The organism is Bacillus sp. P14.5 (genome assembly GCF_003316765.1).
GTDB lineage: Bacteria > Bacillota > Bacilli > Bacillales > Bacillaceae_B > Rossellomorea.
Window position 1 is genome coordinate 1 of record NZ_NIJF01000058.1, and the last position, 23,741, is coordinate 23,741.

A 23,741-nucleotide genomic window follows, 5' to 3' on the forward strand; every position below is an offset into this window, starting at 1 on the left:
ATATCTCTCCTCAAAGAGATCACTCATGTATCCACTCTCTTCTTCTGGATACATATCTCACCTCGAAAGCCATCACTCATGTATCCACTCTCCCTTCTGGATACATATCTCTCCTCAAAAGCGACCACTCGTGTATCCACCCTCTCCTTCTGGATACATATCTCTACTAGAAAAACGATCACTCATACACCCACCCTTCCCTTCTGGATACATATCTCACCAAAACGTTACACTCATGTATCCACTCACCCCTTCTGTATACATATCTCTCCTGAAAAACGATCACTCATGTATCCACTCACCCCTTCTGGATACATATCTCTCCTAAAAAGCGTTCACTCATGTATCCATCCTCCCCTTCTGGATACATATCTCACCTAAAAAGCGACCACTCATGTACCTACTCTCCCCTTCTGGATACATATCTCACCTCAAAAGAGATCACTCATGTATCCACTCTCTTCTTCTGGATACATATCTCACCTCGAAAGCCATCACTCATGTATCCACTCTCCCCTTCTGGATACATATCTCTACTCAAAAGCGACCACTCATGTACCCACTCTCCCCTTCTGGATACATATCTCATCTCAAAAGCGATTACTCGTGTACCCACCCTTCCCTTCTGGATACATATCTCACCTGAAAAACGATCACTCATGTATCCACCCTCCCCTTCTGGATACATATCTCTCCTAAAAAGCGTTCACTCATGTATCCATCCTCTCCTTCCTTGCGATAAGTCATCATAGAATCGCTATCGTCCTTCGTGATTCCTTTATCTCATGCAGGAGCCCTTAAATCCGTACGGTGATGAACGGCCGCTTCCGCTTTATATGAAGCCGAGAAGGCTCAACGCCCGCCCCGCGGAGTCGCGCGCCTGGAGCGGAAATCCCTCAATATTATAATAGCCATAGCCTCTGCGAAAACAGGCTCACAAAAAAAAGACGGAACCTCAAAGGATTCCGCCGCCAAATTATCAAATTTTTAATTCTTTCCTCACCTTTACCAACCGAATCAAAGCCTCGTCATCAATCAGGCTTTTACAAAAGAAGTCTGTTTATTTTCTGTATAAATTAGCTCCAATTGACGCTGCCTGATAGTATAGAGTGTCAATGGATCCTTGACTGTTTCAGGATTGGCTTTAAGGGTACTCACTTCAAACTCATTGTCCGCAATCAAATTCTTCGTGTCCTCCGCAGTTTGCTGCAGTTCGGCAAGCGGTCCCCTGAAGAAGATGGCTACATCTCTTTCAATGGATTGCTGAAACAGCTGGAACTGTCCCATGAATCTTTCCATTACAACCATGGCAGTATCTTCATAGCTTTCATTCTCAATGAATTTTGTGTATTGATGGTGAAGCATTTGTTTGTTCTGACCGATGGAACCGAAGAGCTTGCCGACACTTTTTAATAACACTTGAGAGGGATTGCGCCTCAGTAGTATATTGACGTTATCTTTCATGACCTTGCTCGTCATCCTGTCAGCATCTCGCCTCCAGTCATTGAGCACCTTGAAGTCACAAAGCAGTTCAAGCCTCTCTTCGCGGTACATTGCATTGAAACTGTCCCGCATTTCCTCAAGGTGAAGCTGGCCGTTTTCAAGTTCCTCATTAGAGAAGGAGATCCATTCATCAAGGTTCTGCCTGAGCTGAGGCATGGCCTTCTCATTCAAGTATCCCTCAATCCGCTTATTCATCTCTTCATTAAGAGATAAGTGGAGCGTTCGGAAATCACTCTCTTCATTTACGAAATCCCCGCATTTTTGCAGAAGTTTCGGAAGTTCTTCTACTATCATATTTTGAACCTGGCTGGTTTTTCTACAAAAGCATTCTTAATGGACGCCGCCTTCTCTGCTTCGATATCTTCAAGCTGCAGCCGGGCTCCATTCAGTTTCTTTTCCATATCCTTGTTCCATTGGATGGAGTCGATAAGGCTGTTTTCCCTATCCACTCTCTGCCTCAGGAGATCCTTTAAAATATCTTTCACAAAGTAAAGCAGTTTCTCGGTTCTTTCCTCTGCGGAAGGAGCACTGAAGTGGAAACGTGCAACCGCAGACAAATCTTCAGCTGAAGACGCCTGGAAAACCTGTGCATCAGGGAAATACCTTCCTAATAAAGACTTTGTTTCAGAAATAGTCTTATCCGGTACCACCCCATGCTGAACAGAAAGCAGGACATTGACTTGCAAGCCAGGATTTTTATCTTTGAGCTTGACCAGACCTTGGAAAATAGTTTCCGTTAATCGCTGCTTTCCATCAATCACATACAAAATGCTGTCAGCCATATTTAGCACGCTGGCTCCAGTTACATTTGATGCAAGCATGAGGGATAAGCTGTTTTCCTGAAGGAATGCAGCCGGCTGCTCATACTGAAGCCAAACCGACCCTGGCTGGCGCAAAAGCATCGACTCTTCCAGGAATTCTTCTTTGCTCCCAAGGGCTGAAATGTCATTTTCAGAAATTCTCCTATATTCCGTTCTATTATTATTTTTAAAGAGAACCGGTGTGGACGGAAGCTCCGCCAATATATTTTCCCCTATAACGCGCTTGATCAGGGAAAAGATCTCCTCTTCTGAAGAACCTGTAACCAGCAGTCGGTGAATCTCGGTATTTTTAAGTTCACTCATTATCCATTGATGTCTTCTATCAATGCTGATATCATGCTGGTTTGTCCAATGTGCAACTTCATCATGGAGGCTCATTGCGGCGGCAAAACCATCTTTTTTGGAATCGGCACTGCTGATTAGGTCTCTGGCTTTCCTCACTGCCCAGCCATCGATGCTCTTAGGGAACGTCTCTTCCCAAGAAAGAAGCGCCGAAGAAGCATAAATTGCATGCTGACCATCAGTTATTTTGATCCATGCCATAAGAAGGCCGGGCACAACAGGGCTCAGTGACTTTATAAAACGGCCGCTGTTCATGAGCGTCTCGAATGTATCCTTATAGAGTGGTGAAAGCTCATGCCACCTGTCATCCGGCTTCACCTCAATATCAAGGATCAACAGGTTTGCCTTCAAAATCCATTCCTCAAACATTTCACTTCCACTGTAGCTTTTCCAAAGAGAAGTGATTGTCTGTTCAAATAATTGCTTATCTATCGTTGAAAGGGTGAAAAGCATTTCCGTGAAATAGGATGGGATGATATCCCGGGTCACCCCGGCATTTACATACCCTTTTACTATTTCAAACCAATGCAGATCCTCTGTTCTGATCGCTTCATTTACAGCTAGCTCCGCTGCACTGTGCCAATCCCCGTTCTCCTCAAAAAATCGTTGCGCAATCAAGGTCATGTCCGGATAATCCGGATTCATCGAGATGGCGTTCTTGATCACTGCATCTGCACTGACCAGGTTTCCTTGTTTAATATACAGCGAGAACAAATTAAGAGCCACCTCTGCTTTTAAGGAAGTGCACTCTGTCTGGACAGACTTGTAGACCTCTTCGGCAGTAGAGAGCTGGTCCAATTCGAAGAAAGCATCCGCGGTGTTTTTTGAGCCCATCCTGACAATTCATTATGGATATTTTCCCATTTAAAAATGGCCGCTTCATAATCTTTATGATGAAAATAGACCTCGCCCTGGGCAAAACGGATATAGGATAAATCAGCTATCTCCTTTTGCTGCTCCTCAAGGTGGGCTTCCCCCAGAACCGCAATGGGGTGTTTTCCACCTTCATCTTTCATAAACTCTTTGTAAAAAGTTTTTTGTATGTATTGTTCATCTGTTTTCATGACAATCCTCCGCTAAGTATATTCTCTTATATACTTTTCCAGTTACTTTATTTTATCAAACTTCTGCTATGGAAAGATTGCAATTTTACAACAATTTCTCCCTGACATGTAATATTCTTTGCAATATGACGCTTTTTCCTCATTCCTTTGCCTGTACATTCATAGCCCTTAATAATACCACTTTATTAAACAAAGTATAACCGCGCAAATGGGACTGGTATTAAAAGACACATCCTGCTTTGTCGAGGATTTTCCAGGTTAACATGACTTACCAACAAAGCATATGGTTATTTAAATGGAATCCATCCATATTAAGAACACACACCTGCAGAAAGGAGGTACAACTTTGGCGTTTATTTCCAGGGAACAGTTAATCAATGATTTGCAAACAGCCTTCCCTTCCCTTTTGGAGGAGTATGGTTTGGAAGATATCGGCATCTTCGAGGAAGAAGGCCAAAAGGATCAATATTATCTGGGATATACTATGAAAAAAGACGGGAAAGCTTATATGATCCACCTTCCATATAAAAAGGATCACGACGGCGGCTTGGAACCCTCGTCGGAACAATGGACCATTGAATCCGATGACCCGGAATCTGTTGATACATCGGGATTCAATAGTATAGAAGCTGCACTTAAGATGATTTAGTTGTTATAGCGTGTCTAAACAAGATCATTCCTCAGTATCACGCAGTCCCGCATACACAAGCGGCGCCAGTTCAATTTCATTTTCCAGGAATATTTTCGCAATGGCATGGCGAAGATCACTTTCTACTTTTTCTTTTATCTGAAAGTTAGTGACCGGAATAATTACTAGAAATTCGAGTGCCTGGTTTTTGAAATCGACCAATCGTATATCAGGAGGGGGGTTGTCCAGGATTCCCTCAGCATCCTCCCTAACCTTTTTGACTGCTTTTTCGAGCAAGCCTTCAACTCTCTTAGTGTCTGCTCCATAACTGACACTGACAGTGACCTCTGCACTCATCGCGACATTGGAGCGATTTCTTACAATTTGCTCTATAAAATATTGGTTCGGTACGATCAACGTGCCTTCTTTTGCTGTCCTGATAATCGTGGAACGCAGCCGGATTTTTTCCACTCTGCCATTCTTCCCATTAATCTGGATGACTTCCCCTACTTCAATCGGCCGCTCGAATAGAATGATCACACCTGAAATGAAGTTACCGGCAATATTTCTCATTCCAAACCCGATTCCGATTCCCAGTACACCCAGGACCGCGGCAATGGCTGTAAGGTCCAGTCCGACAGTTGTCAAGCTGATTACCAGCGCAAGGATCATGACCGTATAGTAAATGATTCGGTTAAAAGTGTACCCCAAACCTGTATCGATCCCATAATATTCATACGCAGGCTTCAATACATAAAGCGTAAATATTTTCACCAGCCTGTGCGCCAAGGATACAATCATAAACGCCACAAGGATCAGGAAGAATGATACGTCCACTCCTCCTTGGGAATACAATGTGTAGGTCATCCACTCTTCTCCCCAGAAATACAGCAGGAACAAGAGCAGCGCACCATAAAAACTCAACCAGTTTAAAACCGAGCGAACTGTTGCTGCCGCCCTTCTCTTTCCTCCTGAACTCCGTTTTCCTATGTATTCAGCTGCTTTTGAAAGAATGTAGTTTCCAATAAGGATAAGCACCAGAAAAGCAATGAACCACATTAAATTGATTTCGGACAACTCATTCAAAATCCTCTCCATTTGTTTCACCTGACTTTTCAATATCTGATTGCTTCTCTCTCTTAATACCCCAATCCAGGCAGGCAACACTTCTGTTTATGGTTGTTTCTACGGCTTAAGCCTTAGTTTTTTTATGTCTGAAGCTTGATTTGTAATTTTATTGAAAAGGTTACACTGTTATAGGAAGGATTTACCTGTTATCTGGAGAATCTTTACTATCGGCAGTCAAGATATTTTAGAGGAGGCAGGTAAACAAGGAGTTTCAAGTAGAGGGATTTTGAAAAAGGAGAGGTAGTATGAAGCTGGTGGAGTTCGTTGTTAAGAAGAAGATTTTGGTGGGGTTACTATCCGTACTTGTGGTCCTGTTCGGTAGTTATGCGGTCTTGGACCTGGATAAGGAACTGATGCCCCCAATGCAGATGGATGGTGCATACGTTGAGGTGAGTGCAGGGGAAATGTCCGCCGCCGAAATCGAACGCACCATCACCACGCCCTTAGAGCAAAGGATACAGGGTGTGGAAGGTGTAGAAAAAATTGAGTCAACAACCAATATAGGTAGCAGTTCCCTGCAGCTGACCTTTTCAAGAGGAAAAGGCGAGGAAGTATATAAAGAGGTGGAGTCGCTTGTAAACTCTTCTGCTTCCGAGCTGCCAGGCATCCAGGATATTGTGACAGGGCAGTACGGAGCAAGCCAAAGCTTTGAGTTCTTTATGGATGTATCAGGCGGCGATATGGAAAGGATGACGTCATTTGCGAAAGACATCCTGGAACCCCGGTTGGAAGAACTGCCAGAGGTCAGGGAAGTTGATTTGTCAGGAATCATCGAAAATGAAATGGCGATAGAGTTTAATCGCGAGGAAATGACAAAACGGGGCTTGGACATCAACCAGGTGGCTGGTATTATCGGTGAAGCCGGAAGTGAAGCAACTCTTGGGGAACTGAGCGCGGACGCCGATTCTCCTTCTCTTCGCTGGAATACCAAGCTGGAAAATGCGGAAGATGTTGAAGATATCCAAATCCCTGCAGCATCTGGTTTTATTCCTTTAAAGGAAATTGCAAAGATTACATTGCAGCCATCACAAAATATATCTCCCGTTTGGAAAGATGGCAGCAAGGACCTGATTTTTGTGCAAGTCGGCAGAGTGTCGGATGTCTCACAAATTGAGATGGCTGCCGCGGTCAGGGCCGAAATAGAAAATATCCGGGAAGAAAACCTTGTGACAGGTTTTGAACTGAATGAAATGGTGGCGCAAGCTGATTATGTTCAAGACTCGATTGATGGGGTGACAAGCAACATTTTCATCGGGGCTGCCATCGCCTTTGCCATCCTTCTGATCTTCCTGCGTAACATCAGGGCCACCATCATTGTCGGGATATCGATCCCTACATCTGTACTGTTGACCTTTGCCGCTATGTGGGTCTTCGATTACAGCCTGAACATGCTGACGCTTATCGGGCTGGGGCTTGGCATAGGAATGATGGTCGACTCCTCAATCGTTATACTGGAATCGATCTATAAGAAAAAGAAAGCGGCCTTCAACGGATGGAAGCTGTCATCCATGGTACAAAAGAGGTTGCCTCAGCAGTCATCGCCTCCATGCTGACTACGATTGTCGTATTTTTACCGATCGGACTTCTTGGAGGAGAGATGGGACAATTCATGATTATGTTGTCCGCTGTAGTCGCCTTTACTCTGATCAGCTCCGTTCTTATCTCTTTCACCCTGATTCCTGCTCTTTCAGATAACTTTTTAAAAACAGGCAGGAAGAAGCGTGAGAAGAAAGAATCCCGTTTCATGCGTTCATACAGCGGAGTGATTTCATGGATCGTTAAGAAAAAACGCTATAGTTTTGCTGTTATCTCTGCCTTTTTTCTGGTGTTTGTCAGCTCCATGTTTCTCGTGACAAAGATTCCGATGACCATCATGCCGGATGTATTTAACCGCTATGCTGAATTGTTGATTGATTTGGAAACCGGAGTCAATTCAGAAGACAAAGAAAAACTCATCGCTGCTGTAACTGAAGAACTTTCTTCCATCCAGGATGTGGAATCAAGCTACATTATGGATAACGGAAGCATGCTTTATACGGTCATCAACATGACAAAGGAAGATAACATTACAGCAGAACAGAAAGAAGTAAACGAGGAAATCTTTAAAAAGCTCCGTGCCCTTGAAAAATCATACCCAGTCGAAAGCGTTCAAAGTGCCATGTCGGCCGGCGGAGGCTACCCTGTCCAAGTGAACATACAGGGAGAAAGCTTTGAAGGGCTTAAAGCCGTTTCTGATGACTTTGTAAAAGAACTTGAAAAAATCGATGGTATTGTTGGTGTGACAAACTCCTTGGAGCGTACTTCCCTTGAACAGGAAATCGTCTTAAAAGAGGAAGAAATCGAAAAGGCTGGTTTAAACAGCTCTATCATCCAGCAATTTATCAGCCAGGCTTTCCTTGAGAGGCCAATCGGAGAAATGACCCTTGATGGGGAAAACATACCTTTGGCAGCTCAATGGAATGAAAAAATCAATACAGAAAACTCACTCTTAGATATGACAATCCAAACACCTGAAGGCGGAAAGAAATTATCCTCCTTCATCGAACTGAAGAGTATCAATACCCCTAATGAAATCAGCCATGTAGATGGAGAAAGATTCTTATCCGTTTCAGCCGATATTGAAGGAAAAGACCTGGGAGCGGTAAATCGTGAAGTTCAGAAGCTGATCAGCGATTTCGACTCCCCTGCAGGATACTCCGTGTCCATTGCAGGCGATTTGGAACAGCAGCAGGAACTGATGAAGGAAATGCTGCTAATCCTGGGAATTTCCATCTTCCTTGTTTACCTTGTTATGGCAGTCCAGTTCAATCACCTTGCCCATCCGATTATTGTCATGTCCGTCATACCGATGACCTTTACAGGTGTGATTCTTGGCTTGTTCTTAACTCAGAGGGAATTAAGCGTCATGTCCGGAATGGGAATAGTCATGTTGATAGGCATTGTCCTGAATAACGCTATATTACTGATAGACAGGACGAATCAGCTTCGCAGCGAAGGGTATTCAGTAGAAGAAGCGCTGATTGAGGCAGGAAAAAACCGCATTCGTCCTATCTTTATGACAACACTGACGACAGCAGGCGGGATGCTTCCGCTTGCACTTGCATCCGGAGCATCAGGAAACTATCAGGCACCGATGGCTACCGTCATCATTTCCGGACTGATGTTTGCTACATTCATCACCCTGCTGTTGATCCCGGCGGTCTATCGTTTGTTCACAACAATGAGATTCAGCTTTAGTTTTAAAAAGAATCGAAGAAAACGCAAAACCGCGGCTTTGAAAGAAACAGAAGCTTTAAGCTGACATAAATGAGAAAAGCCCTTTCCACATCGGAAAGGGCTTTTCTGTTTAGATTGAACGGTCTCTTCAGTCCCCTATGTTGAGGGGTGCAATATCGAAAAAAGCTTTTTGTGATAACCCATTGGAAAGCTTCTTTTTCCAGATTCCCTTCCCCCAGTCTTCATGCCCCTAAGAATTGTTCCCTGCGACAAATACTGACAAATCCCGGGGAGTGACTGTCACTTGAACCAGCCCTTTTCCTTCGATTGAGTAATAGCTTCGATACGGTTTTTCACCTGCAGCTTATCGAGGATAGTGGAGATATAGTTCCGGACAGTTCCTGTTTTGATGCTGAGCTCGTCGGCAATTTCCTTGGTATTTTTCCCATCGGCAACCAGTTCAAGCACTTCTATCTCCCTGACTGTCAAAGGGTTTCCTTCTCCATAGGCATCTTCAATGAGCTCGGGTGCGTACATTCGCTTCCCTGCCATCACGCTCCGGATGGAGTTAGCCAGATCCTCACTTGGGCTGTCTTTTAAGAGATAGCCATTCACCCCGGCTTTTAAAGCTCTTTGAAAGTAACCAGACCGGGCGAAAGTCGTCAAGATAATAATCTTGCACCCGCTGCCCTTTAGCTCCTCGGCTGCATCCAAGCCAGTTTTGCCCGGCATTTCAATATCCATGATACAGATATCAGGGTGGAATTCACGAACAAGCCGCAATGCTTCATCACCATTGGATGCCTTCCCGACTACTTCCATATCGTCTTCTAAATCAAGTAAAGAGCCGAATGCCCCCAGCAGCATCTGCTGATCTTCAGCAATTACGATTTTGATCATTATTATTCCCCCTGTTCAATCTGCTTGACATCGTTTGGCACAGAAATGACAAGCATAGTTCCATCTTCTTTGATTATCTCCATATCTCCATTTATAAACTGCAGCCTTTCCTTCATTCCTACTAAACCAAGCCCTTTTCGCTCTTCCTGACTTGGGTCCCGGAAAGTACCATTATCCTTGATCACCATGACAATTTCTTTCCATGATTGTTCGATTTTTATTTCACATGCCGTTGCTCCACTATGCTTAACAATATTCGTGACTGCTTCCTTTAAGCACATACTTAGAATATTTTCAGTCAGCAGCGATACATTCTTTAAATCAAGTTCCTTAACTCCGGAAAATTTAATCTCGGCAGCGTCCAGTATTTTTGTCACGGTGATGAGTTCGTCTTCAAGACGGATACCCCTCATGGAAGAGACCATTTTACGTACCTCATTCAAAGCGGTACGAGCGGTCTGCTGCACATCCTTTAACTCATCTTGGGCTCTTTCCGGGTCTTTATTGATCAGTTTTCGGGCAAGATCACTTTTCAAGCCGATCAAAGAAAGCTTTTGACCAAGCGTGTCATGCAGGTCCCGGGCTATTCGCTGCCTCTCCTCAATCTTGCCAAGTTCGGAAATTCGTTTGTTCGCATCCTCCAGTTTATCCTCAAGCTGTCCGCGCTCTTTGCGGTTATGAATATTAAAGGGCAGAAGGATGACACTGATCCAAATAATGATAACAAACGGAAACTGCTTTATGAAAAAAGCCTCATCCTGGATAATAGTGATATTTATCGAAATAGTGGTACTGAGCAAATGGGCAAAGTACAAAATCAAGAAAGTCCTTCTGTGCCTGATGTTACCGATATAATGGGCCAGGAAAAAAGCAAAGTACACATAACTGAATAATGAAGTGGATGCCGTGGAGATCGCAATCAAGATGAATGTCCAGAGATAGACCAGCCACCCCTTTGAGAAAAATGCTATTTGATAAAAAACAAAAACAGTATGGTTAAAATGATCCCGCTGATAATCACAATCATAGAAGAAGATTGAAATATAAAATAAAACGGGAGGATATACAAGATAATCCATATATACGGGGAGACCCCGCTGTTGCGCTGAAACTCCAAATACCTTTTAAACATTACAAAAACCTCATTTTTCGAATCTATATTCTCCTTACATCTTATCCTTTTTGTCAACACATTTCCATAACTAAAAAAAGCGAAAAGGCCCCGCTCAGCGGCGTACGGGCTGTACCGGCCCCATATTAAGATAAAGGAATCACGAAGAACGAAGTGATTCGATGATGACTTATCTTATAAAGTGGAGAGGTCCCGCTTAGCGGCGTACAGATTTTAGGGCTCTCGTATGAGATAAAGGAATCACAACGAGCAAAGTGAGTTGATGATGACTTATCGCAAGGAGAGAGACCGAAATCTGCTAGCCGTTGGGACCTCGAAACTGGATTCGCAAAGGAGGGGACGGACTGTACGCTAGCCGTTGGGGCCTTGGAGCTGGATTGAAAAAAGCGGAAGCGGCCCGTCTAGCCCCTTGCAAATTTCAGGACTCCCGTTTGTATAGAAAAACAAATACGATCCAGCCCGTAAGCTGGATCGCACGTGAAACTCAGTCTGACACTGTCATGTTTTCTGCTGTTGAGGCAGCTTTAATATCCTTGAAACGGACGAACTTTTTGTTAGTCTCATCCCATAATTTGAACTTCAATGAACTTAAACTTGTACCCAGGGTGATTGTCGGTACGTGCTGTAGTGATTCATTGCTTCGATGGGCTTCTTCAAGCTTGTAGTTCGGGACTCTCGGTGCAAGATGGTGTACATGGTGGAAGCCGATATTGCCGGTAAACCATTGAAGAATCTTTGGCAGCTTGTAAAAGGAACTGCCCTCCACTGCAGCTAGTACAAAATCCCACTCCTTGTTCTCCTCAAAATATGAATCTTCAAATGTATGCTGAACATAGAATAACCAGATTCCCATGATTCCAGCTATATAGAAGATTGTTCCGTGTACCAGCAGGAATGCCTGCCAGCCGACTGTGATGCAAAGCACTGTCACGATCGCTGCAATAGCTGCATTCGTAATATAGGTATTGATCCGTTCTTTCTTCCGTGCCCCTTTTCGGTTAAATCGGTTTGTAATCAGGAAAACATAAATCGGTCCCAACCCGAACATGACAAGGGGATTGCGGTAAAGGCGGTACGAAACCTTCGTCCAGAAAGAGGCTTTCTTATATTCATCAACTGTCATCATCCAAATGTCTCCTGTTCCGCGCTTGTCCAGGTTTGAGCTTGTTGCATGATGAACCGTATGGTCGTGCTGCCATTGATAAAACGGGAACAGTGTGACGATTCCGGTAATCGTACCGATAATCTGATTCGACTTCCTCTTTTTGAAAAATGAGTAATGGCAGCAATCATGGAATATAATGAAAATGCGTGTCAATAACCCTGCACCGACAACTCCAATAATCAACGTCAGCAGGTAGGAGACAGAAAGGCTTATGTAAGCAAGAACCCATACAGAAATGAATAGAGCCAGAGTGGTTACAAGCTGGAAGACACTTTTGGCAGTCTCCGAACCTTCAAATGGCGACACCTGTTTTCTTAATAAATTTGTCTTTTGTTTCGTCATCGTTTTTAATCCTTTCCATTTTTTTAGCTTCACTATGTATAGAAGAAAGTAATAAATTGCAGACTTGCCTGTCATGACAAGAAGGCTGCAGGCGACACTGCTGTTGAATCCCCTGTATAAGTCTGACTTCTAAGGAGAATATAGCTTCCTCATTCATTAGCATGAACTAATTTTCCGGGCATTATTTCATTTTTTTCATATTGCTTTTCTCTCTAGTAAAACAGTTGATTTCCGAAGTTGAAGGGGGATCGCAGCCAGACGGTATTATATAGCAGTCCTGTTAGCAGTCTCCTAAAAACTAAAAATCCTTTACCCCAGATATACACTATCTTAAACATACATTCCGCAGGGCTTATTCCTGTCATCCCCTTTTTTCCAATTGATATAATGGGAGTGAAGTATCCAGGAGTCGTGGGCGCAAAAGAAATATAAATTTCAGGAGGCGTTAGTTATGGAGAAATACATGATGAGAATTAATGGAGAGGAAGCTGGTGAAAGGCTGCCAGAAATCAAGGTCCTGAATCCCGCTGATTCAAAGGTGATCGCCACTGTGCCGAATGGAGGAAGAGATGAAGCGCAGGCAGCCGTCGATGCTGCTCACTCCGCTTTTAAAGAATGGTCGGCTTATTCTGCCTATGAAAGAAGCGAGCTTCTCTTTAAATGGCATGAACTTATTGAAAAAATAAAGGTGACCTGGCAAAGACCATGACCATGGAGCAGGGAAAACCACTAAAGGAAGCTGCGGGTGAAATAAGTTACGCGAATGGTTTCATCTCCTGGTATGCGGAAGAGGGAAAACGGGTTTACGGAGAAACGATTCCTGCAACCCAAAGAAACAAGCGGCTCTTTGTTCAAAAGCAGCCGGTAGGAGTCGTCGCTGCTATCACCCCGTGGAATTTCCCGGCGGCCATGATTACGAGGAAAGTTGCCCCAGCCCTGGCCACCGGGTGCACGGCCGTCATAAAACCTGCGGAGCAAACGCCGCTGACCGCTCTGAAGCTGGTTCAACTTGCTGAAGAAGCAGGAATACCAATAGGGGTCCTTAACGTAGTGACGGGTGATGCCAAGGAGATCGGTGAAACCTGGCTCTCCGACACACGGGTACGGAAATTAACTTTCACCGGATCGACCGAGGTCGGCAAGCTCTTGATGAGAGGCTCGGCTGAAACGGTAAAGAAAGTATCCTTGGAGCTTGGCGGCCATGCACCTGTCCTTGTGTTGGAAGACTGTGACATAGACAAAGCGGTAGACGGAGTCATTGCAGCCAAGTTCAGGAATGCCGGACAGACATGCGTCTGCTCAAACCGCATATATGTCCACGAGTCCATTGAGGAACCCTTCACCAAAAAGCTGGTCGAAAAAGTTAAGCAATTAAAAGTAGGAAATGGTTTGGATGAAGGGGTGGATATCGGCCCTCTCATTGATGCAGCAGCGGTAGAAAAAGTGAAGAAACACTTGGAAGATGCGCTTAAAGCGGGAGCAACTCTGGAGTACGGCGGAAACCAAGAGGAAGGCTTGTTCTTTGGTCCTACAATCATTTCCAACGTTAAAGATAATATGCTCTGCATGACCGAGGAAACATTCGGACCACTGGCTCCGATCTCAACCTTTTCATCAACCGACGAAGCCATCGAACGTGCAAATGATTCTATCTATGGTTTGGCGGCCTATGTTTTCACGGAAAATATCACAAAAGGAATAACGGTTAGTGAAGCCTTGGAATACGGAATCGTCGGCTTAAATGACGGTATGCCTTCCACTCCGCAAGCGCCGTTTGGCGGTTTCAAGCAAAGCGGTATTGGCCGTGAAGGCGGACACCATGGGATTGAAGAGTATCTCGAGGTAAAATATATATCACTGGGTCTATAGAACGCTTACTTGTTTTCGTTCAAGTTGGTTTCCAGGAGTGTAAGAACTTTTTCGGCAGATTAGGGCAACTAGTTCAGTTGGAAGCTAACCGTACCTTTATCTTGTGGTTTCGCCACCTGTTGATGGTACGTTTTCTTGTTAATCGTACCATTAACTTTGGGGCACCACCCCGTTGATGGTACGTTTCCTTGCTAATCGTACCAGTAACTTTACTTCGCTCTCCGTTGATGGTACGTTTCCTTACTAATCGTACCATTATCTTTGCTTTGCTCTCCGTTGATGGTACGTTTCCTTACTAATCGTACCATTAACTTTGCTTTGCTCTCCGTTGATGGTACGTTTCCTTACTAATCGTACCATTATCTTTGCTTTGCTCTCCGTTGATGGTACGTTTCCTTACTAATCGTACCATCAATTTTGCTTTGCTCTCCGTTGATGGTACGTTTCCTTACTAATCGTACCATTATCTTTGCCTCGACCGCCGTCGATGGTATGTTTCCTTACTAATCGTACCATTAACTTTGCTTTGCTCTCCGTTGATGGTACGTTTCCTTGCTAATCGTACCATTAACTTTGCTTTGCTCTCCGTTGATGGTACGTTTCCTTACTAATCGTACCATCAACTTTGCTTTGCTCTCCGTTGATGGTACGTTTCCTTGCTAACCGTACCATCAACTTATACTTTCTCAAAGGCGAATTACATTTTAAAGCCCCGCCCGTTCAGCATGAGGCTGAACAGGCAGGGCTTCTCATTTTATTAAAAAGAAAACCAGGAATAAGACTGGAGTTTCGGCACAGCCTCACTCCAAAACAAAGCCCAGACTGTAACAATGCATCCCCCGGGAGCCATGGCAAAGATCTAATCCTGCCCGGAAGCAAAGCAGCCCTTAACTAAAGCTCTTTTTCCTCCTTCGTTTTTCTTCATACATATTTTGATCCGCAGAGGTATATAGCTCATTCATTTTTCCAAGGGATGTCATGCTTGAAGAGATCCCGATAGAAAGCATAATTTTAATTCTTTTGCTGAATCGATTATAGTTGGCAATCTTCTGATGGATAGTTTTTTTCAGCTCTTCAGGTGGATGCTTTTCAGTATCTTTGATAAGAACGGCAAATTCATCTCCGCCGATTCTGGCAATGAGAACCTCGTCACTTTGCAGGGAACGGAGAATTTTGCTTGTTTCTTTAATCAATTCATCCCCTGTCCGGTGGCCGTGTGTATCATTATAGTACTTCAGTTCGTCGAGGTCACAGAGCAAGAGAGCAACAGGAATGTCATTCTCCTCATCCAGCTCAGTTGATTGAGTTTCAAAAAAGAGCCTGTTGTAAAGTCCAGACAACCCATCATGATGAGCCTTATAAATCAGTTCTTCCTGCAGCCGCATTTTCTCATCAATATTACGGATGACCCCCTGAATCGCTGTCATTTCACCATTTTTAAAAATAGGAGTGGCAAACTCTTCAAAATACTTGTAGTTTCCCTCATCATCTTTCCATCTCTGGATGATCGGCTGGCTGTAGTCCAGTTTCCCGGATAACTTCCTATCTAATAACTCCCTGTCATCAGGATGAAGGAGATCTATGCTAGTCCAGGCGTTCACCATGCTCCGCACTTGAACTCCGCTGCCCAATATACTGTCGATGGACGGACTTAGATACCTGAATCTCAGCTGCGGCTTTGTTTCACAATAGTAGATGATATCCTTCGACCTTTCCACCAGTTGATAGATCCGTTTTTCATTTTCCCTTGCCTCTGAATTTTTTATATAATCAAAGCCTTTGAATAGGGACACACCTGCGGCGATGCCTGCTATTAATGTCCATATCTCCATAGCGTTCCTCCTATTACAGGTTATAAGAAGAGATGACTTGTTTCAGGCTGCGGTCACAGTCTTCCAGCTTTTCCGGCTTGCCAAGCAGATAGCCCTGTCCAAACTGGACACCGATTTCCTTAGCGGCCGCCAGGTCTTCCTCCGTTTCAATTCCTTCCAAGATGAAACAGGTATCTTCCTTCGCAAAATCAATAATCGCTTGGAGCAGCCGCTGTTTTTTTAGATTTTTTGACAAGTCTACGGAGAAATAGCGGTCAAATTTGATGATCTCCGGCTCCAGTTCAAGAACCATTTTCAATGAAGAGTTCCCCTTTCCCAAATCATCCATTGCGATTAAGAACCCTCTTGATTTCAAGTCATGCAGCACCTTCCTGAATTGGACGAAATCATCGTTCTGCTCAGCTTCATTGATCTCCAAAATCACTTTCACTGGCGGAAGCTCCACTTCTTCCAAGAGTTTATGTAAAAATTGAATGAAAAATGGATGCTTGATTGTAGAGGGATAAAGATTGACTGAAAGGTAAGGGAAACTTTTGTTTTTCTGAGAAAAGTATTCATTAAAAACTCTGATAGACCGCTTGACAGCTGCTGTATCCAGTTCATAAAGGATGCCGGTTTTCTTGGCATGATAAAACACAAGTTCTGGGTTGGAAGCAAAATCACAGCGAAATAAGCTCTCATAACCTGCCAGGGTATCCTTTCTTAAATCATAGACCGGCTGAAAAACGTTCCAAAACTTTTCATTGGTAATAATATTCGATAGTGTTAATCCCATGCTGTTCTCGGACTCCTATGCAGAAAATAGTTAAAAAATAACAAAAAAGACCATTCCTCCCCGGAACAGTCTTTAAGACAAGTGAAAAATCCGGCAGCTGGCTGGCATTGTCTTCATTGACTTTAGCCCCTGTAGCTTTGCGTCGCCACCTTTCGATGGGTTTGCCTTTATCAAATTATATTTTGAAATTATTTACAAGTTTTATTATATAGGTATTTATGCCTTGATGCAATTTTCCTACCCGTTTTTTTGCATTTCTTCCTTTTTTATAATTATTTCATGCGTATAGTATTCTTTTAATTCAGGGAAGTCTCTCAGTTCCTTCTTCCCTTTTTCCGTAATTTCATAGATTCCCCGGTCTACTCTCTCGAACCATTTATAGTAATTCTTGCTTAGAATGGATTGAGTTTTATTACCGGCACCCATTTTCACTAAATCCTTTGGAGCAAGCCGGCCATATTGCTCGAGACAACAGGCAATCATTATGCAGGTTTCCTTGTAGGCAGTCATAATCTTGGTCTTATTTGTGCCCCCTACATTGTAGTCAGCGCTTCGGCCTTCAATCTCAGCTAAAAGGGAATTCCTCCTGCGGCTGCTTGCTTTTTGGCTCCTGACAAAATCAAATGGCTCGGGATGCTGGATGAACTGAAGCTTTGGAACCTTCTTGTCAACAGATACTGTGATCAATCCCAATTCCAGCCTTCTGACCAGATGGCAAATGTCTTTCCAGCGTCTGGATCGCATATTTTTCGGCCTGGGAATCGCAATATATACGAGATCTGTGAGCCTTTGCCGCTTGGCTGCCTGTATCAAAAGGTCAACTGTCAAATTCAATTTAAGCTCCACAATGATCAGGTCCCCGCCTTTCACAGCAGTCAGATCACAATCCTTCACTTCACCGTTTACCTTGTAGCCCTCCTGGGTAAAATGCTTTTGGATGGGCCGGTAAAGATCGGCCTCTATAATTTTCTTTTTAGCACTCATATAAAAAAACCTTCCCTGCACGTGTTCCTCAAACGTTTGATTAGTATATTTCCATTATACCTCACTCGTTTAAGGTGCGGTAACACAAAAGGGGCCGTCTAACCCGCATAGTTTCCATAACCTCACAGATACTAACCCTATCCAATTGAAGAGGAGGTACTTCAGAATGAATAATAAAAAGGTTTTGAATGCACTGCTTGGCAGCACAATTTTATCGACATTGTTTAGTTTTGTAGTTATTACCCTTACTGTATTTCATCATTTTCAAATCAAGGATTCTTTAAAACAGATCGCAGACAAAGTCGACAAGGGGTCTAATGACGGGTAATTCGTTTCTGCTGGATTAATGTGAATTCGGTGCATTTATTTCATTAAGCACCAAATGCTCCAGGTGAGCCCCACAGAATTTCCAGCTTTCATACTAAAAAAGCATCCAAGAAAAACCTGGATGCTTCAAGTGTTACTGTGATTCAAAGTTCACTTCGCCGATACCTGTATCTACATTGACCGTTATAATGACAGCCGCCGTCTCATACGCCTCGTTTACATACGTATTTTTCCCAGTGGAAGTAAATCCGTTATAATTGGATGTTCCGATTCCTTCATCTGATTTGATTTCAACACCCGCGTCTTTTGGAAGGATGACGGTAGTCTCGCCGATACCTGTATTAATGTCCACCTCAAAGCTTTCTTTCCAATCACTGCTAAGGTCCACCTCGATGTCCCCCACGCCGGCATCAACCTTTAAATCTGACAGCTGCAGACCTCTTAAGTCAAGGTTAGTGTCGGAGGCTCCTGAGTCGACCCGGAGATCTATTGGAAGATCATCCGATAACTGAAGGTCCCAGGTATTTTCCACATTGCCAAAGCCCACACTCACATTAAAATCTTTCTTTTGTTTAATCACCACGTCGCCTTTATCACCATTGCTGTCATATTTCACCTGCGGCTCCATGTCCTCATTATTATATTGAATTTCACCTGTTACCCATTCAGATGCACCGCCGGATACATTCAGTTCACCGGCACCAAGACGAAGGTCGACTTCCAATTCTTTCACCTCATCTTTTTCCACTTTCACCTTATATTCATTGAGGTTTCCTTTTCCGAAGGTCTCGGATTCAATAAGACTGCATCCTGTTGAAATCACTAATACCGCTCCTAATAAAGCACCCGCCCATACTTTCTTTTTCATATTGGTGTCCTCCCAATCGCTATTATACTTTTATGATAACCGAAATTTCCGGCTGGAAAAACGAACCAGAGATTTATTTTTGGCTAAGACCTGAGGCGGAGTAATCAACCATTGCCATTAACTCGAAGCATCACTGCCGCTGAAACAAAAAAGGAGTGACTCTTGGCAGCCACCCCATTCACTCATATTGCTTTTAATTTTTCATTTAAAGAAATGAAAACTTCTTTCAATTTTTCATCGGGAATTGTTTCATACAGGTCCCCAATGCTTACCTCATAATAGCACGAGGAATCATCTGTTTCCCTTAGATAGCCGGTCAGTCCGACTCCGTATTTTTCATACACCTCGATGAGAACAGGCTCAAGAGATTCTTTTGTAATCCCAAAGTGAACATGAAACATATTGGAAACCGGTACTTCTGGCAATGTGGACACCCTCTCACAGCTGTTATAATACTTTGCCAATTCTCGTGCACCCTGATAGTACCTTTCCATTTTATCAGCTCGCAAATCATAATAATAATCGGCACTGACAATGTAAGGATAAAGGCTGATCAAATCGCCTCCATGGCGTCTCTTCCAGACCTTCGACTTCTTCGTGAATGGTTCACTTCCAGCAAGAACCGCACCGGCGATGCCGCCAATCCCTTTATAGAGCGAGAGATAGACGCTGTCAAAGAGGTCGCAGATTTCCGCTGCTGATTTTTGATAAAAAGGAAGTACTTCCAGCAGCCTTGCCCCGTCCAGGTGAAGCTTGATACCCTGTTTTCGGCAGTAAGCTGATATCGCCTGCAGTGTCTCAAAGTCCGGCAGCTGTCCGCCAATTTCACGCTGAGGCAGTTCCAGGAGAACAACCGCCACTTCTTCTTTCATGTTCTGGATATCCTCCAGGGTAAAGACCCGGTCTTTTTCAGCAAGCAATAACGTCTCAATCCCATGAAGCTCTTTAATGCCGTCCTCTTCATGTATTTCCAGGTGGGATAACGGATGGTAGGCAGCCCGCTTCAAGCCTTTCTCGTCACACCAGATTCTTAAGGCAATCTGCTGGGCCATCGTGCCGCTTGGGAAAAATACCGCTGACTCCTTGCCAAGCAGCTTTGCCATTTTATCCTGGAAATCCTCAATGACTTTTCCATGTCCATAAATATCGCTTTCCATATCAGAAGTTGTTCGTTCGAATGCCTCTTTCAGGACACCGGCATTCCGGTCGCCGTGACCGTTTGTTTTCAACGCTGTTTCTTTAAATGCCTGAAATAAGGTTTTGTTTTTGCCCATTATCTACATCTCCTATCCTGGTGACAGTCACGCCCCGGATTTTGTCGAGGGGTATTCGACATAAACCGGGGTGTGACTGTCACTCCAAAAATGCTTTCAAGCGTTTTTGATATTCTTCTTCCGCAACGGTATAAGCTTCGGTATGGCCCGCTCCGGGAACAACCCAAAGTTCTTTTTCACCTGAGGCTTGTTCATAAAGGACATCGGCCATTTCTGTGGGCACGAGTTCATCTTGATCTCCATGGATGATGAACAGGGGAAGATCGTTCTTTTTAACCTGCTCGACAGCCGAAGCCTCAGAGAATGTGTATCCAGCCCTGATCTTCGTTACCGCACTGGTGATTTCCATTAAAGGAAAAGCTGGGAGGTTATATAGGTATTTCAATTGATGGGCCAGCTCTTCCTCCACGGAGGTATACCCGCTGTCGGCGATGATTCCTTTGACTTCGGCTGGAAGGTCTTCACCACTCGTCATCAGCACCGTCGCAGCTCCCATGGAAAAGCCATGAAGATAGACCTCTTCAGCCCCGAAATCTTCTATTAATAGATTCACCCATCTCGTATAATCCTTCCGGTCATCCCAGCCATATCCTATATAGCCGCCTTCACTTTTTCCGTGTCCTCTCGCATCAGGCTTGAGAACGTCATACCCTTGTTCATGGTAAAATTTTGTAATGCCGGGCATCTGTTCATTACTGCCCTTATATCCATGAGCCAGGATAACGGTTTTCCCGTTCGACTCCTGACTTTTTAATAGTACAGCACTTAATGTTAAGCCGTCGTGCGACTCCACTTCAACTTCTTCGAAAGTCTGTTCTTCCGTCCACTGCAGGACCTCCTCCAGTTTCCTCTGTTCTTCTTCATCCACCAAGGTACTGGCTGTCTCGGAACCTCCATATAACTCTACAGATTCCTCACTCCTGCTAACCGCCACATTATAAAAATAGTTGCCCGCAACGATAAATAAAACGACCAGCAGAGCAGCAGCGATACCTCCCCATTTAAGAATCCTCTTCATCTTCAAACTCCTTTATAAATCAATTATTCTTTCAATCTTTCCAGATATGCTTTCATGTTAATTCGGAAATCTGAAAATCCTCTCCTAAACCGGTTTACATTCTGTAATCTTCACTTGCTTCAAGTACCCTCATAAATTCCTTTTTTCCTGTACATACTGACATCTGCCTGTTGGATGAGATCATGCATATCAGATGCCCCTTCCTGAACGGCGCCTCCAATCGAAACAGCAACAGAAATTCTGCCTTCTGAAATCCTGATTCCGCTTAGTTCTCTATCTAACTCCTGCTTTAACCGGCTCATTTCAGCGTCATCCTGACAAAAGCCTACGACAATGAACTCATCTCCGCCCCAGCGAGCCGCTCCAAATACATTCGGCCGCTTACGATTCAGGACTTTCCCGATTTCAACCAGGACCCGATCTCCGGCAGCATGCCCGAATTCGTCGTTGATCTGCTTAAAATGGTTGCAGTCGATCAGCAGAACAAAAAGCTTCTTCTTTTTTCTGCTAATTTAATATATTTGTTAAACTTTCTTATCATGAACCTTCTATTAAAAAGATTCGTAAGGGGATCTCGTTCCGAATAATAATTGGCCTTATCATACTGTAAACCTGTCCAGTATGATATCAACAGCAGAACAGGGTATGCGATCCAGCCGACAATATCCACGAACCCATCTCTATGAAAATAGTAGATTACATAAGACGTCTGAATGAACATCACAATCAAGATGCTCGATATCCGGCCGGTGTATCTCATAACATCACTTCCTTTAAATGACTCGCACTCACATTATCACTTTAAAGCACCAAGAGGGACAGTCGCTTTCTACGCTTCAAAGCGGTAAATGTTTCTTTAGTGCTTTACCATATTAAATTATACAATATTTTTCCATTTAAAGGGCATTCCTTTTACTCGGAATACCAAAGCTGTATATTAGAAGCTTTTCATAGGCATTTCCCGGGAGTATGATTTCTTTAGCTAAAAGGAAAGCTGTCTGGTTTTCAAGGAAAAAGATATAGTCTTCGGGTGCATAGTACAGGATTATTTGAATCTCACGGTTGGTTTCCTCGAGAGACTGAAGGATATTGTTAACCACTGCCTTGAATATCTGAACAGAGAATGGGTTGAAGAAATAGAAAACATTCTCCTCTGGCTTGATAGAATAATTCTGGGCAAGGCAGTTTTCAAATTGGACCTGCTGGCTGGTATCCGTATGTTTGCTTAGATAGTTCTTTCTGTTCTCGACAGCCTGTCCATAGAGGTAATCGTTCATCTCGACTCCCATGACAGCGGATTGAAAGCGGTAGTGTATATAAAAATTCAACCTGCCGGATCCACAGCCAAAATCCACCACACTGTCTGTACGCTCCAGTTCTATACACTCAAACAACCTGTCCAGCACTTCATAAGGGGTCGGTTCATAACGGTTATAGTGATGAGATTCATAAGGGGATTTTTGAAGTGATTCGGTTTTAATATTCAGCAGCTTATCATTCATAAGAGTTTCTCCTTACCCGTTTTCTTTCTATTATTATAACATCCTCTCTTTAAAGGCCTTCAATAACAAAAGCCACCTCCACGGTTTCCATCGATAGTGAATCGACAAATTCCGGGAAGTGACTGTCACTCAAGTAGCTGCACTGGAAGCAGCCGCGTTATTTCGTTTTTGAATGGCGTTTACACCCATCACCACCGCTATAAGTTCTTGATTGCTGAGTGCGGCCGAGAAGTTTTCCAGTTTATAAGCCGGTGAAGAAAAGAAGCCGCTGACTCTTTCAAAGCTGCAAATGACGCCTCCCTTATCATTAAGGATCGTGTAGTCTTTTGAAAAAGCCTCAGATTCAATAGAGAAGGTTCCTTTGCCAAAAGAGTTATACTGAAATCTTTTTGTGAAGAAGGACCATTTCTGCTTCAGTTCTCCCATTTCCATCCCTTCTTTTCCCGAGACAATCCACCTGTTTCCCAAGAACGGAAACTTGCCGCTTGCCATAACCTGGCCGTCATTGTTCAAAATATCCACACTGGCTGAGAATGCGCTTTTCAAGTCCAGCTCTCCGACTCTTTCTTTCTCCGAATTAAAAATATCCGTTCTTCCTGAAGAAAAGAAATTGTCTGAGAAGTATAAAGAACTGCTCATATTTATCCTCCCCCATTCTTCTTTCTAACTTATACGAAGCAAGGGGAGAAAAGTTTCATCGAACAGGCGCAATTGATAAAATGGGTCTATTCATCCTGGACAATCCTGGATTTCTCTGACTCTTTTCCAGCGATATTCACAGAAGTAATATAATAGGCTGACCCCTTTTCGGCCTTATCGTCATAAAAGTTCTTCCGTTCATGAGAAGAGATGCTGGCAATATGGTTAAACTCTTTTCCTTCCGCATCTTTTTTGTAAACTCTATAACCGATGATGTCATCAGCTGGAACCGAGTGCCATGAAACTGACCCCAGGTCATATTCGACACTGCCGGGCGCTTCCGGTGCCGGGTATGTTTCTTTCTCCTGTTCCTCCACAAGTTCAGTATAGATGACGAGCCTGTCAGGATACA

21 protein-coding genes, 3 pseudogenes and 1 riboswitch are annotated in these 23,741 nt (G+C 43.7%); of the genes and pseudogenes, 4 read left to right on the top strand and 20 right to left on the bottom strand.

Features of this window, described 5'->3' with window-relative positions; translation table 11 throughout:
- Positions 1-23: 23 nt before the first annotated feature.
- The 5 genes from B9Z54_RS24730 to B9Z54_RS07120 all read right to left on the bottom strand — a co-directional run bounded on the left by B9Z54_RS24730 (position 24) and on the right by B9Z54_RS07120 (position 3,730).
- Positions 24-182, bottom strand: coding sequence for a hypothetical protein (locus B9Z54_RS24730; protein ID WP_162785124.1), 159 nt, complete (start codon positions 180-182; stop codon positions 24-26).
- Between the two features lie 263 nt (positions 183-445).
- Positions 446-661 (bottom strand): hypothetical protein, encoded by a 216-nt coding sequence (locus B9Z54_RS07105; RefSeq protein ID WP_113927735.1) that lies wholly within the window; start codon positions 659-661, stop codon positions 446-448.
- A gap of 374 nt (positions 662-1,035) precedes the next feature.
- Positions 1,036-1,797 (bottom strand): hypothetical protein, encoded by a 762-nt coding sequence (locus tag B9Z54_RS07110; protein WP_113927736.1) that lies wholly within the window; start codon positions 1,795-1,797, stop codon positions 1,036-1,038.
- The gene (locus tag B9Z54_RS07115; protein WP_113927737.1) at positions 1,794-3,380 is read right to left on the bottom strand and encodes a hypothetical protein; all 1,587 of its coding nucleotides are present in this window, start codon (positions 3,378-3,380) and stop codon (positions 1,794-1,796) included. Before B9Z54_RS07115 ends, B9Z54_RS07110 begins: the two co-directional genes overlap by 4 nt.
- Positions 3,381-3,400: 20 nt before the next feature.
- Positions 3,401-3,730 carry a hypothetical protein gene (locus B9Z54_RS07120; RefSeq protein ID WP_113927738.1) on the bottom strand — a complete coding sequence of 110 codons (330 nt, stop codon included), beginning with the start codon at positions 3,728-3,730 and terminating at the stop codon, positions 3,401-3,403.
- A 346-nt stretch (positions 3,731-4,076) separates the two neighbouring features.
- Here B9Z54_RS07120 and B9Z54_RS07125 point away from each other — a divergent pair, with 346 nt between their 5' ends.
- Positions 4,077-4,379, top strand: coding sequence for a DUF5634 family protein (locus B9Z54_RS07125; RefSeq protein WP_113927739.1), 303 nt, complete (start codon positions 4,077-4,079; stop codon positions 4,377-4,379).
- A gap of 24 nt (positions 4,380-4,403) precedes the next feature.
- On the opposite strand, the gene B9Z54_RS07130 is transcribed toward B9Z54_RS07125, so the two are convergent.
- Positions 4,404-5,456, bottom strand: a complete 1,053-nt coding sequence (locus B9Z54_RS07130; protein ID WP_240189832.1) for a mechanosensitive ion channel family protein — start codon at positions 5,454-5,456, stop codon at positions 4,404-4,406.
- Between the two features lie 275 nt (positions 5,457-5,731).
- Here B9Z54_RS07130 and B9Z54_RS07135 point away from each other — a divergent pair.
- Positions 5,732-8,787: pseudogene (locus B9Z54_RS07135) on the top strand (efflux RND transporter permease subunit).
- Positions 8,788-9,002: 215 nt separating this feature from the next.
- Here B9Z54_RS07135 and B9Z54_RS07140 read toward each other — a convergent pair.
- From B9Z54_RS07140 to desA, 3 genes and pseudogenes are all read right to left on the bottom strand, one after another.
- Positions 9,003-9,602, bottom strand: coding sequence for a response regulator transcription factor (locus tag B9Z54_RS07140; RefSeq protein WP_113927740.1), 600 nt, complete (start codon positions 9,600-9,602; stop codon positions 9,003-9,005).
- Positions 9,603-9,604: 2 nt separating this feature from the next.
- Positions 9,605-10,734, bottom strand: a pseudogene (locus B9Z54_RS07145) (sensor histidine kinase).
- Positions 10,735-11,218: 484 nt separating this feature from the next.
- Positions 11,219-12,241: a Delta(5) desaturase DesA gene (gene desA / locus B9Z54_RS07150; protein ID WP_113927759.1), complete on the bottom strand. Its 1,023-nt coding sequence runs from the start codon at positions 12,239-12,241 to the stop codon at positions 11,219-11,221.
- Positions 12,242-12,692: 451 nt separating this feature from the next.
- Here desA and B9Z54_RS07155 point away from each other — a divergent pair.
- Positions 12,693-14,110 (top strand): annotated as a pseudogene (locus B9Z54_RS07155) (NAD-dependent succinate-semialdehyde dehydrogenase).
- Positions 14,111-14,997: 887 nt separating this feature from the next.
- Here B9Z54_RS07155 and B9Z54_RS07160 read toward each other — a convergent pair.
- The 3 genes from B9Z54_RS07160 to B9Z54_RS07170 form a co-directional block, all read right to left on the bottom strand.
- Positions 14,998-15,942 (bottom strand): sensor domain-containing diguanylate cyclase, encoded by a 945-nt coding sequence (locus B9Z54_RS07160; protein WP_113927741.1) that lies wholly within the window; start codon positions 15,940-15,942, stop codon positions 14,998-15,000.
- A 13-nt stretch (positions 15,943-15,955) separates the two neighbouring features.
- On the bottom strand, positions 15,956-16,717 hold the full coding sequence (locus B9Z54_RS07165; protein ID WP_113927742.1) for an EAL domain-containing protein: 762 nt from the start codon (positions 16,715-16,717) through the stop codon (positions 15,956-15,958).
- Positions 16,718-16,806: 89 nt separating this feature from the next.
- A riboswitch (cyclic di-GMP riboswitch) is annotated at positions 16,807-16,893 on the bottom strand.
- 61 nt (positions 16,894-16,954) lie between these two features.
- Complete coding sequence (locus tag B9Z54_RS07170) at positions 16,955-17,701, bottom strand: DUF2161 domain-containing phosphodiesterase (protein ID WP_113927743.1); 747 nt, start codon at positions 17,699-17,701, stop codon at positions 16,955-16,957.
- A gap of 166 nt (positions 17,702-17,867) precedes the next feature.
- Between B9Z54_RS07170 and B9Z54_RS24735 the strand changes: the two genes are divergently transcribed.
- On the top strand, positions 17,868-18,029 hold the full coding sequence (locus B9Z54_RS24735; protein WP_162785125.1) for a hypothetical protein: 162 nt from the start codon (positions 17,868-17,870) through the stop codon (positions 18,027-18,029).
- A 132-nt stretch (positions 18,030-18,161) separates the two neighbouring features.
- Here B9Z54_RS24735 and B9Z54_RS07175 read toward each other — a convergent pair whose 3' ends face one another.
- From B9Z54_RS07175 to B9Z54_RS07210, 8 genes are all read right to left on the bottom strand, one after another.
- Positions 18,162-18,896 (bottom strand): toast rack family protein, encoded by a 735-nt coding sequence (locus B9Z54_RS07175; protein WP_113927744.1) that lies wholly within the window; start codon positions 18,894-18,896, stop codon positions 18,162-18,164.
- Between the two features lie 182 nt (positions 18,897-19,078).
- Positions 19,079-20,170, bottom strand: coding sequence for a threonine aldolase family protein (locus B9Z54_RS07180; protein ID WP_113927745.1), 1,092 nt, complete (start codon positions 20,168-20,170; stop codon positions 19,079-19,081).
- 79 nt (positions 20,171-20,249) lie between these two features.
- Positions 20,250-21,188 carry an alpha/beta hydrolase gene (locus B9Z54_RS07185; protein WP_113927746.1) on the bottom strand — a complete coding sequence of 313 codons (939 nt, stop codon included), beginning with the start codon at positions 21,186-21,188 and terminating at the stop codon, positions 20,250-20,252.
- A 119-nt stretch (positions 21,189-21,307) separates the two neighbouring features.
- Complete coding sequence (locus B9Z54_RS07190) at positions 21,308-21,700, bottom strand: diguanylate cyclase (protein ID WP_113927747.1); 393 nt, start codon at positions 21,698-21,700, stop codon at positions 21,308-21,310.
- Positions 21,664-21,948, bottom strand: a complete 285-nt coding sequence (locus tag B9Z54_RS07195) for a hypothetical protein (protein WP_113927748.1) — start codon at positions 21,946-21,948, stop codon at positions 21,664-21,666. The genes B9Z54_RS07190 and B9Z54_RS07195 overlap by 37 nt, the downstream gene beginning before the upstream one ends.
- Positions 21,949-22,084: 136 nt before the next feature.
- The gene (locus B9Z54_RS07200; protein ID WP_113927749.1) at positions 22,085-22,690 is read right to left on the bottom strand and encodes a methyltransferase; all 606 of its coding nucleotides are present in this window, start codon (positions 22,688-22,690) and stop codon (positions 22,085-22,087) included.
- A gap of 129 nt (positions 22,691-22,819) precedes the next feature.
- The gene (locus B9Z54_RS07205; protein ID WP_113927750.1) at positions 22,820-23,329 is read right to left on the bottom strand and encodes an EVE domain-containing protein; all 510 of its coding nucleotides are present in this window, start codon (positions 23,327-23,329) and stop codon (positions 22,820-22,822) included.
- An 86-nt stretch (positions 23,330-23,415) separates the two neighbouring features.
- Positions 23,416-23,706, bottom strand: a complete 291-nt coding sequence (locus B9Z54_RS07210) for a hypothetical protein (protein WP_113927751.1) — start codon at positions 23,704-23,706, stop codon at positions 23,416-23,418.
- Positions 23,707-23,741: the final 35 nt, after the last annotated feature.

Excerpts from the sequence above, each read along its gene's own strand:
- B9Z54_RS07200 (WP_113927749.1), bottom strand. The coding sequence starts at position 22,690 with ATGAATGATAAGCTGCTGAATATTAAAACCGAATCACTTCAAAAATCC.
- B9Z54_RS07160 (WP_113927741.1), bottom strand. The coding sequence starts at position 15,942 with ATGGAGATATGGACATTAATAGCAGGCATCGCCGCAGGTGTGTCCCTA.
- B9Z54_RS07120 (WP_113927738.1), bottom strand. The coding sequence starts at position 3,730 with ATGAAAACAGATGAACAATACATACAAAAAACTTTTTACAAAGAGTTT.
- B9Z54_RS07170 (WP_113927743.1), bottom strand. The coding sequence starts at position 17,701 with ATGAGTGCTAAAAAGAAAATTATAGAGGCCGATCTTTACCGGCCCATC.
- B9Z54_RS07165 (WP_113927742.1), bottom strand. The coding sequence starts at position 16,717 with ATGGGATTAACACTATCGAATATTATTACCAATGAAAAGTTTTGGAAC.
- B9Z54_RS07195 (WP_113927748.1), bottom strand. The coding sequence starts at position 21,948 with ATGAGATACACCGGCCGGATATCGAGCATCTTGATTGTGATGTTCATT.
- desA (WP_113927759.1), bottom strand. The coding sequence starts at position 12,241 with ATGACGAAACAAAAGACAAATTTATTAAGAAAACAGGTGTCGCCATTT.
- B9Z54_RS07140 (WP_113927740.1), bottom strand. The coding sequence starts at position 9,602 with ATGATCAAAATCGTAATTGCTGAAGATCAGCAGATGCTGCTGGGGGCA.
- B9Z54_RS07205 (WP_113927750.1), bottom strand. The coding sequence starts at position 23,329 with ATGAGCAGTTCTTTATACTTCTCAGACAATTTCTTTTCTTCAGGAAGA.
- B9Z54_RS07130 (WP_240189832.1), bottom strand. The coding sequence starts at position 5,456 with ATGGAGAGGATTTTGAATGAGTTGTCCGAAATCAATTTAATGTGGTTC.
- B9Z54_RS07105 (WP_113927735.1), bottom strand. The coding sequence starts at position 661 with ATGAGTGATCGTTTTTCAGGTGAGATATGTATCCAGAAGGGAAGGGTG.
- B9Z54_RS07180 (WP_113927745.1), bottom strand. The coding sequence starts at position 20,170 with ATGGGCAAAAACAAAACCTTATTTCAGGCATTTAAAGAAACAGCGTTG.
- B9Z54_RS07110 (WP_113927736.1), bottom strand. The coding sequence starts at position 1,797 with ATGATAGTAGAAGAACTTCCGAAACTTCTGCAAAAATGCGGGGATTTC.
- B9Z54_RS07175 (WP_113927744.1), bottom strand. The coding sequence starts at position 18,896 with ATGAAAAAGAAAGTATGGGCGGGTGCTTTATTAGGAGCGGTATTAGTG.
- B9Z54_RS07185 (WP_113927746.1), bottom strand. The coding sequence starts at position 21,188 with ATGAAGAGGATTCTTAAATGGGGAGGTATCGCTGCTGCTCTGCTGGTC.
- B9Z54_RS24735 (WP_162785125.1), top strand. The coding sequence starts at position 17,868 with ATGAATAATAAAAAGGTTTTGAATGCACTGCTTGGCAGCACAATTTTA.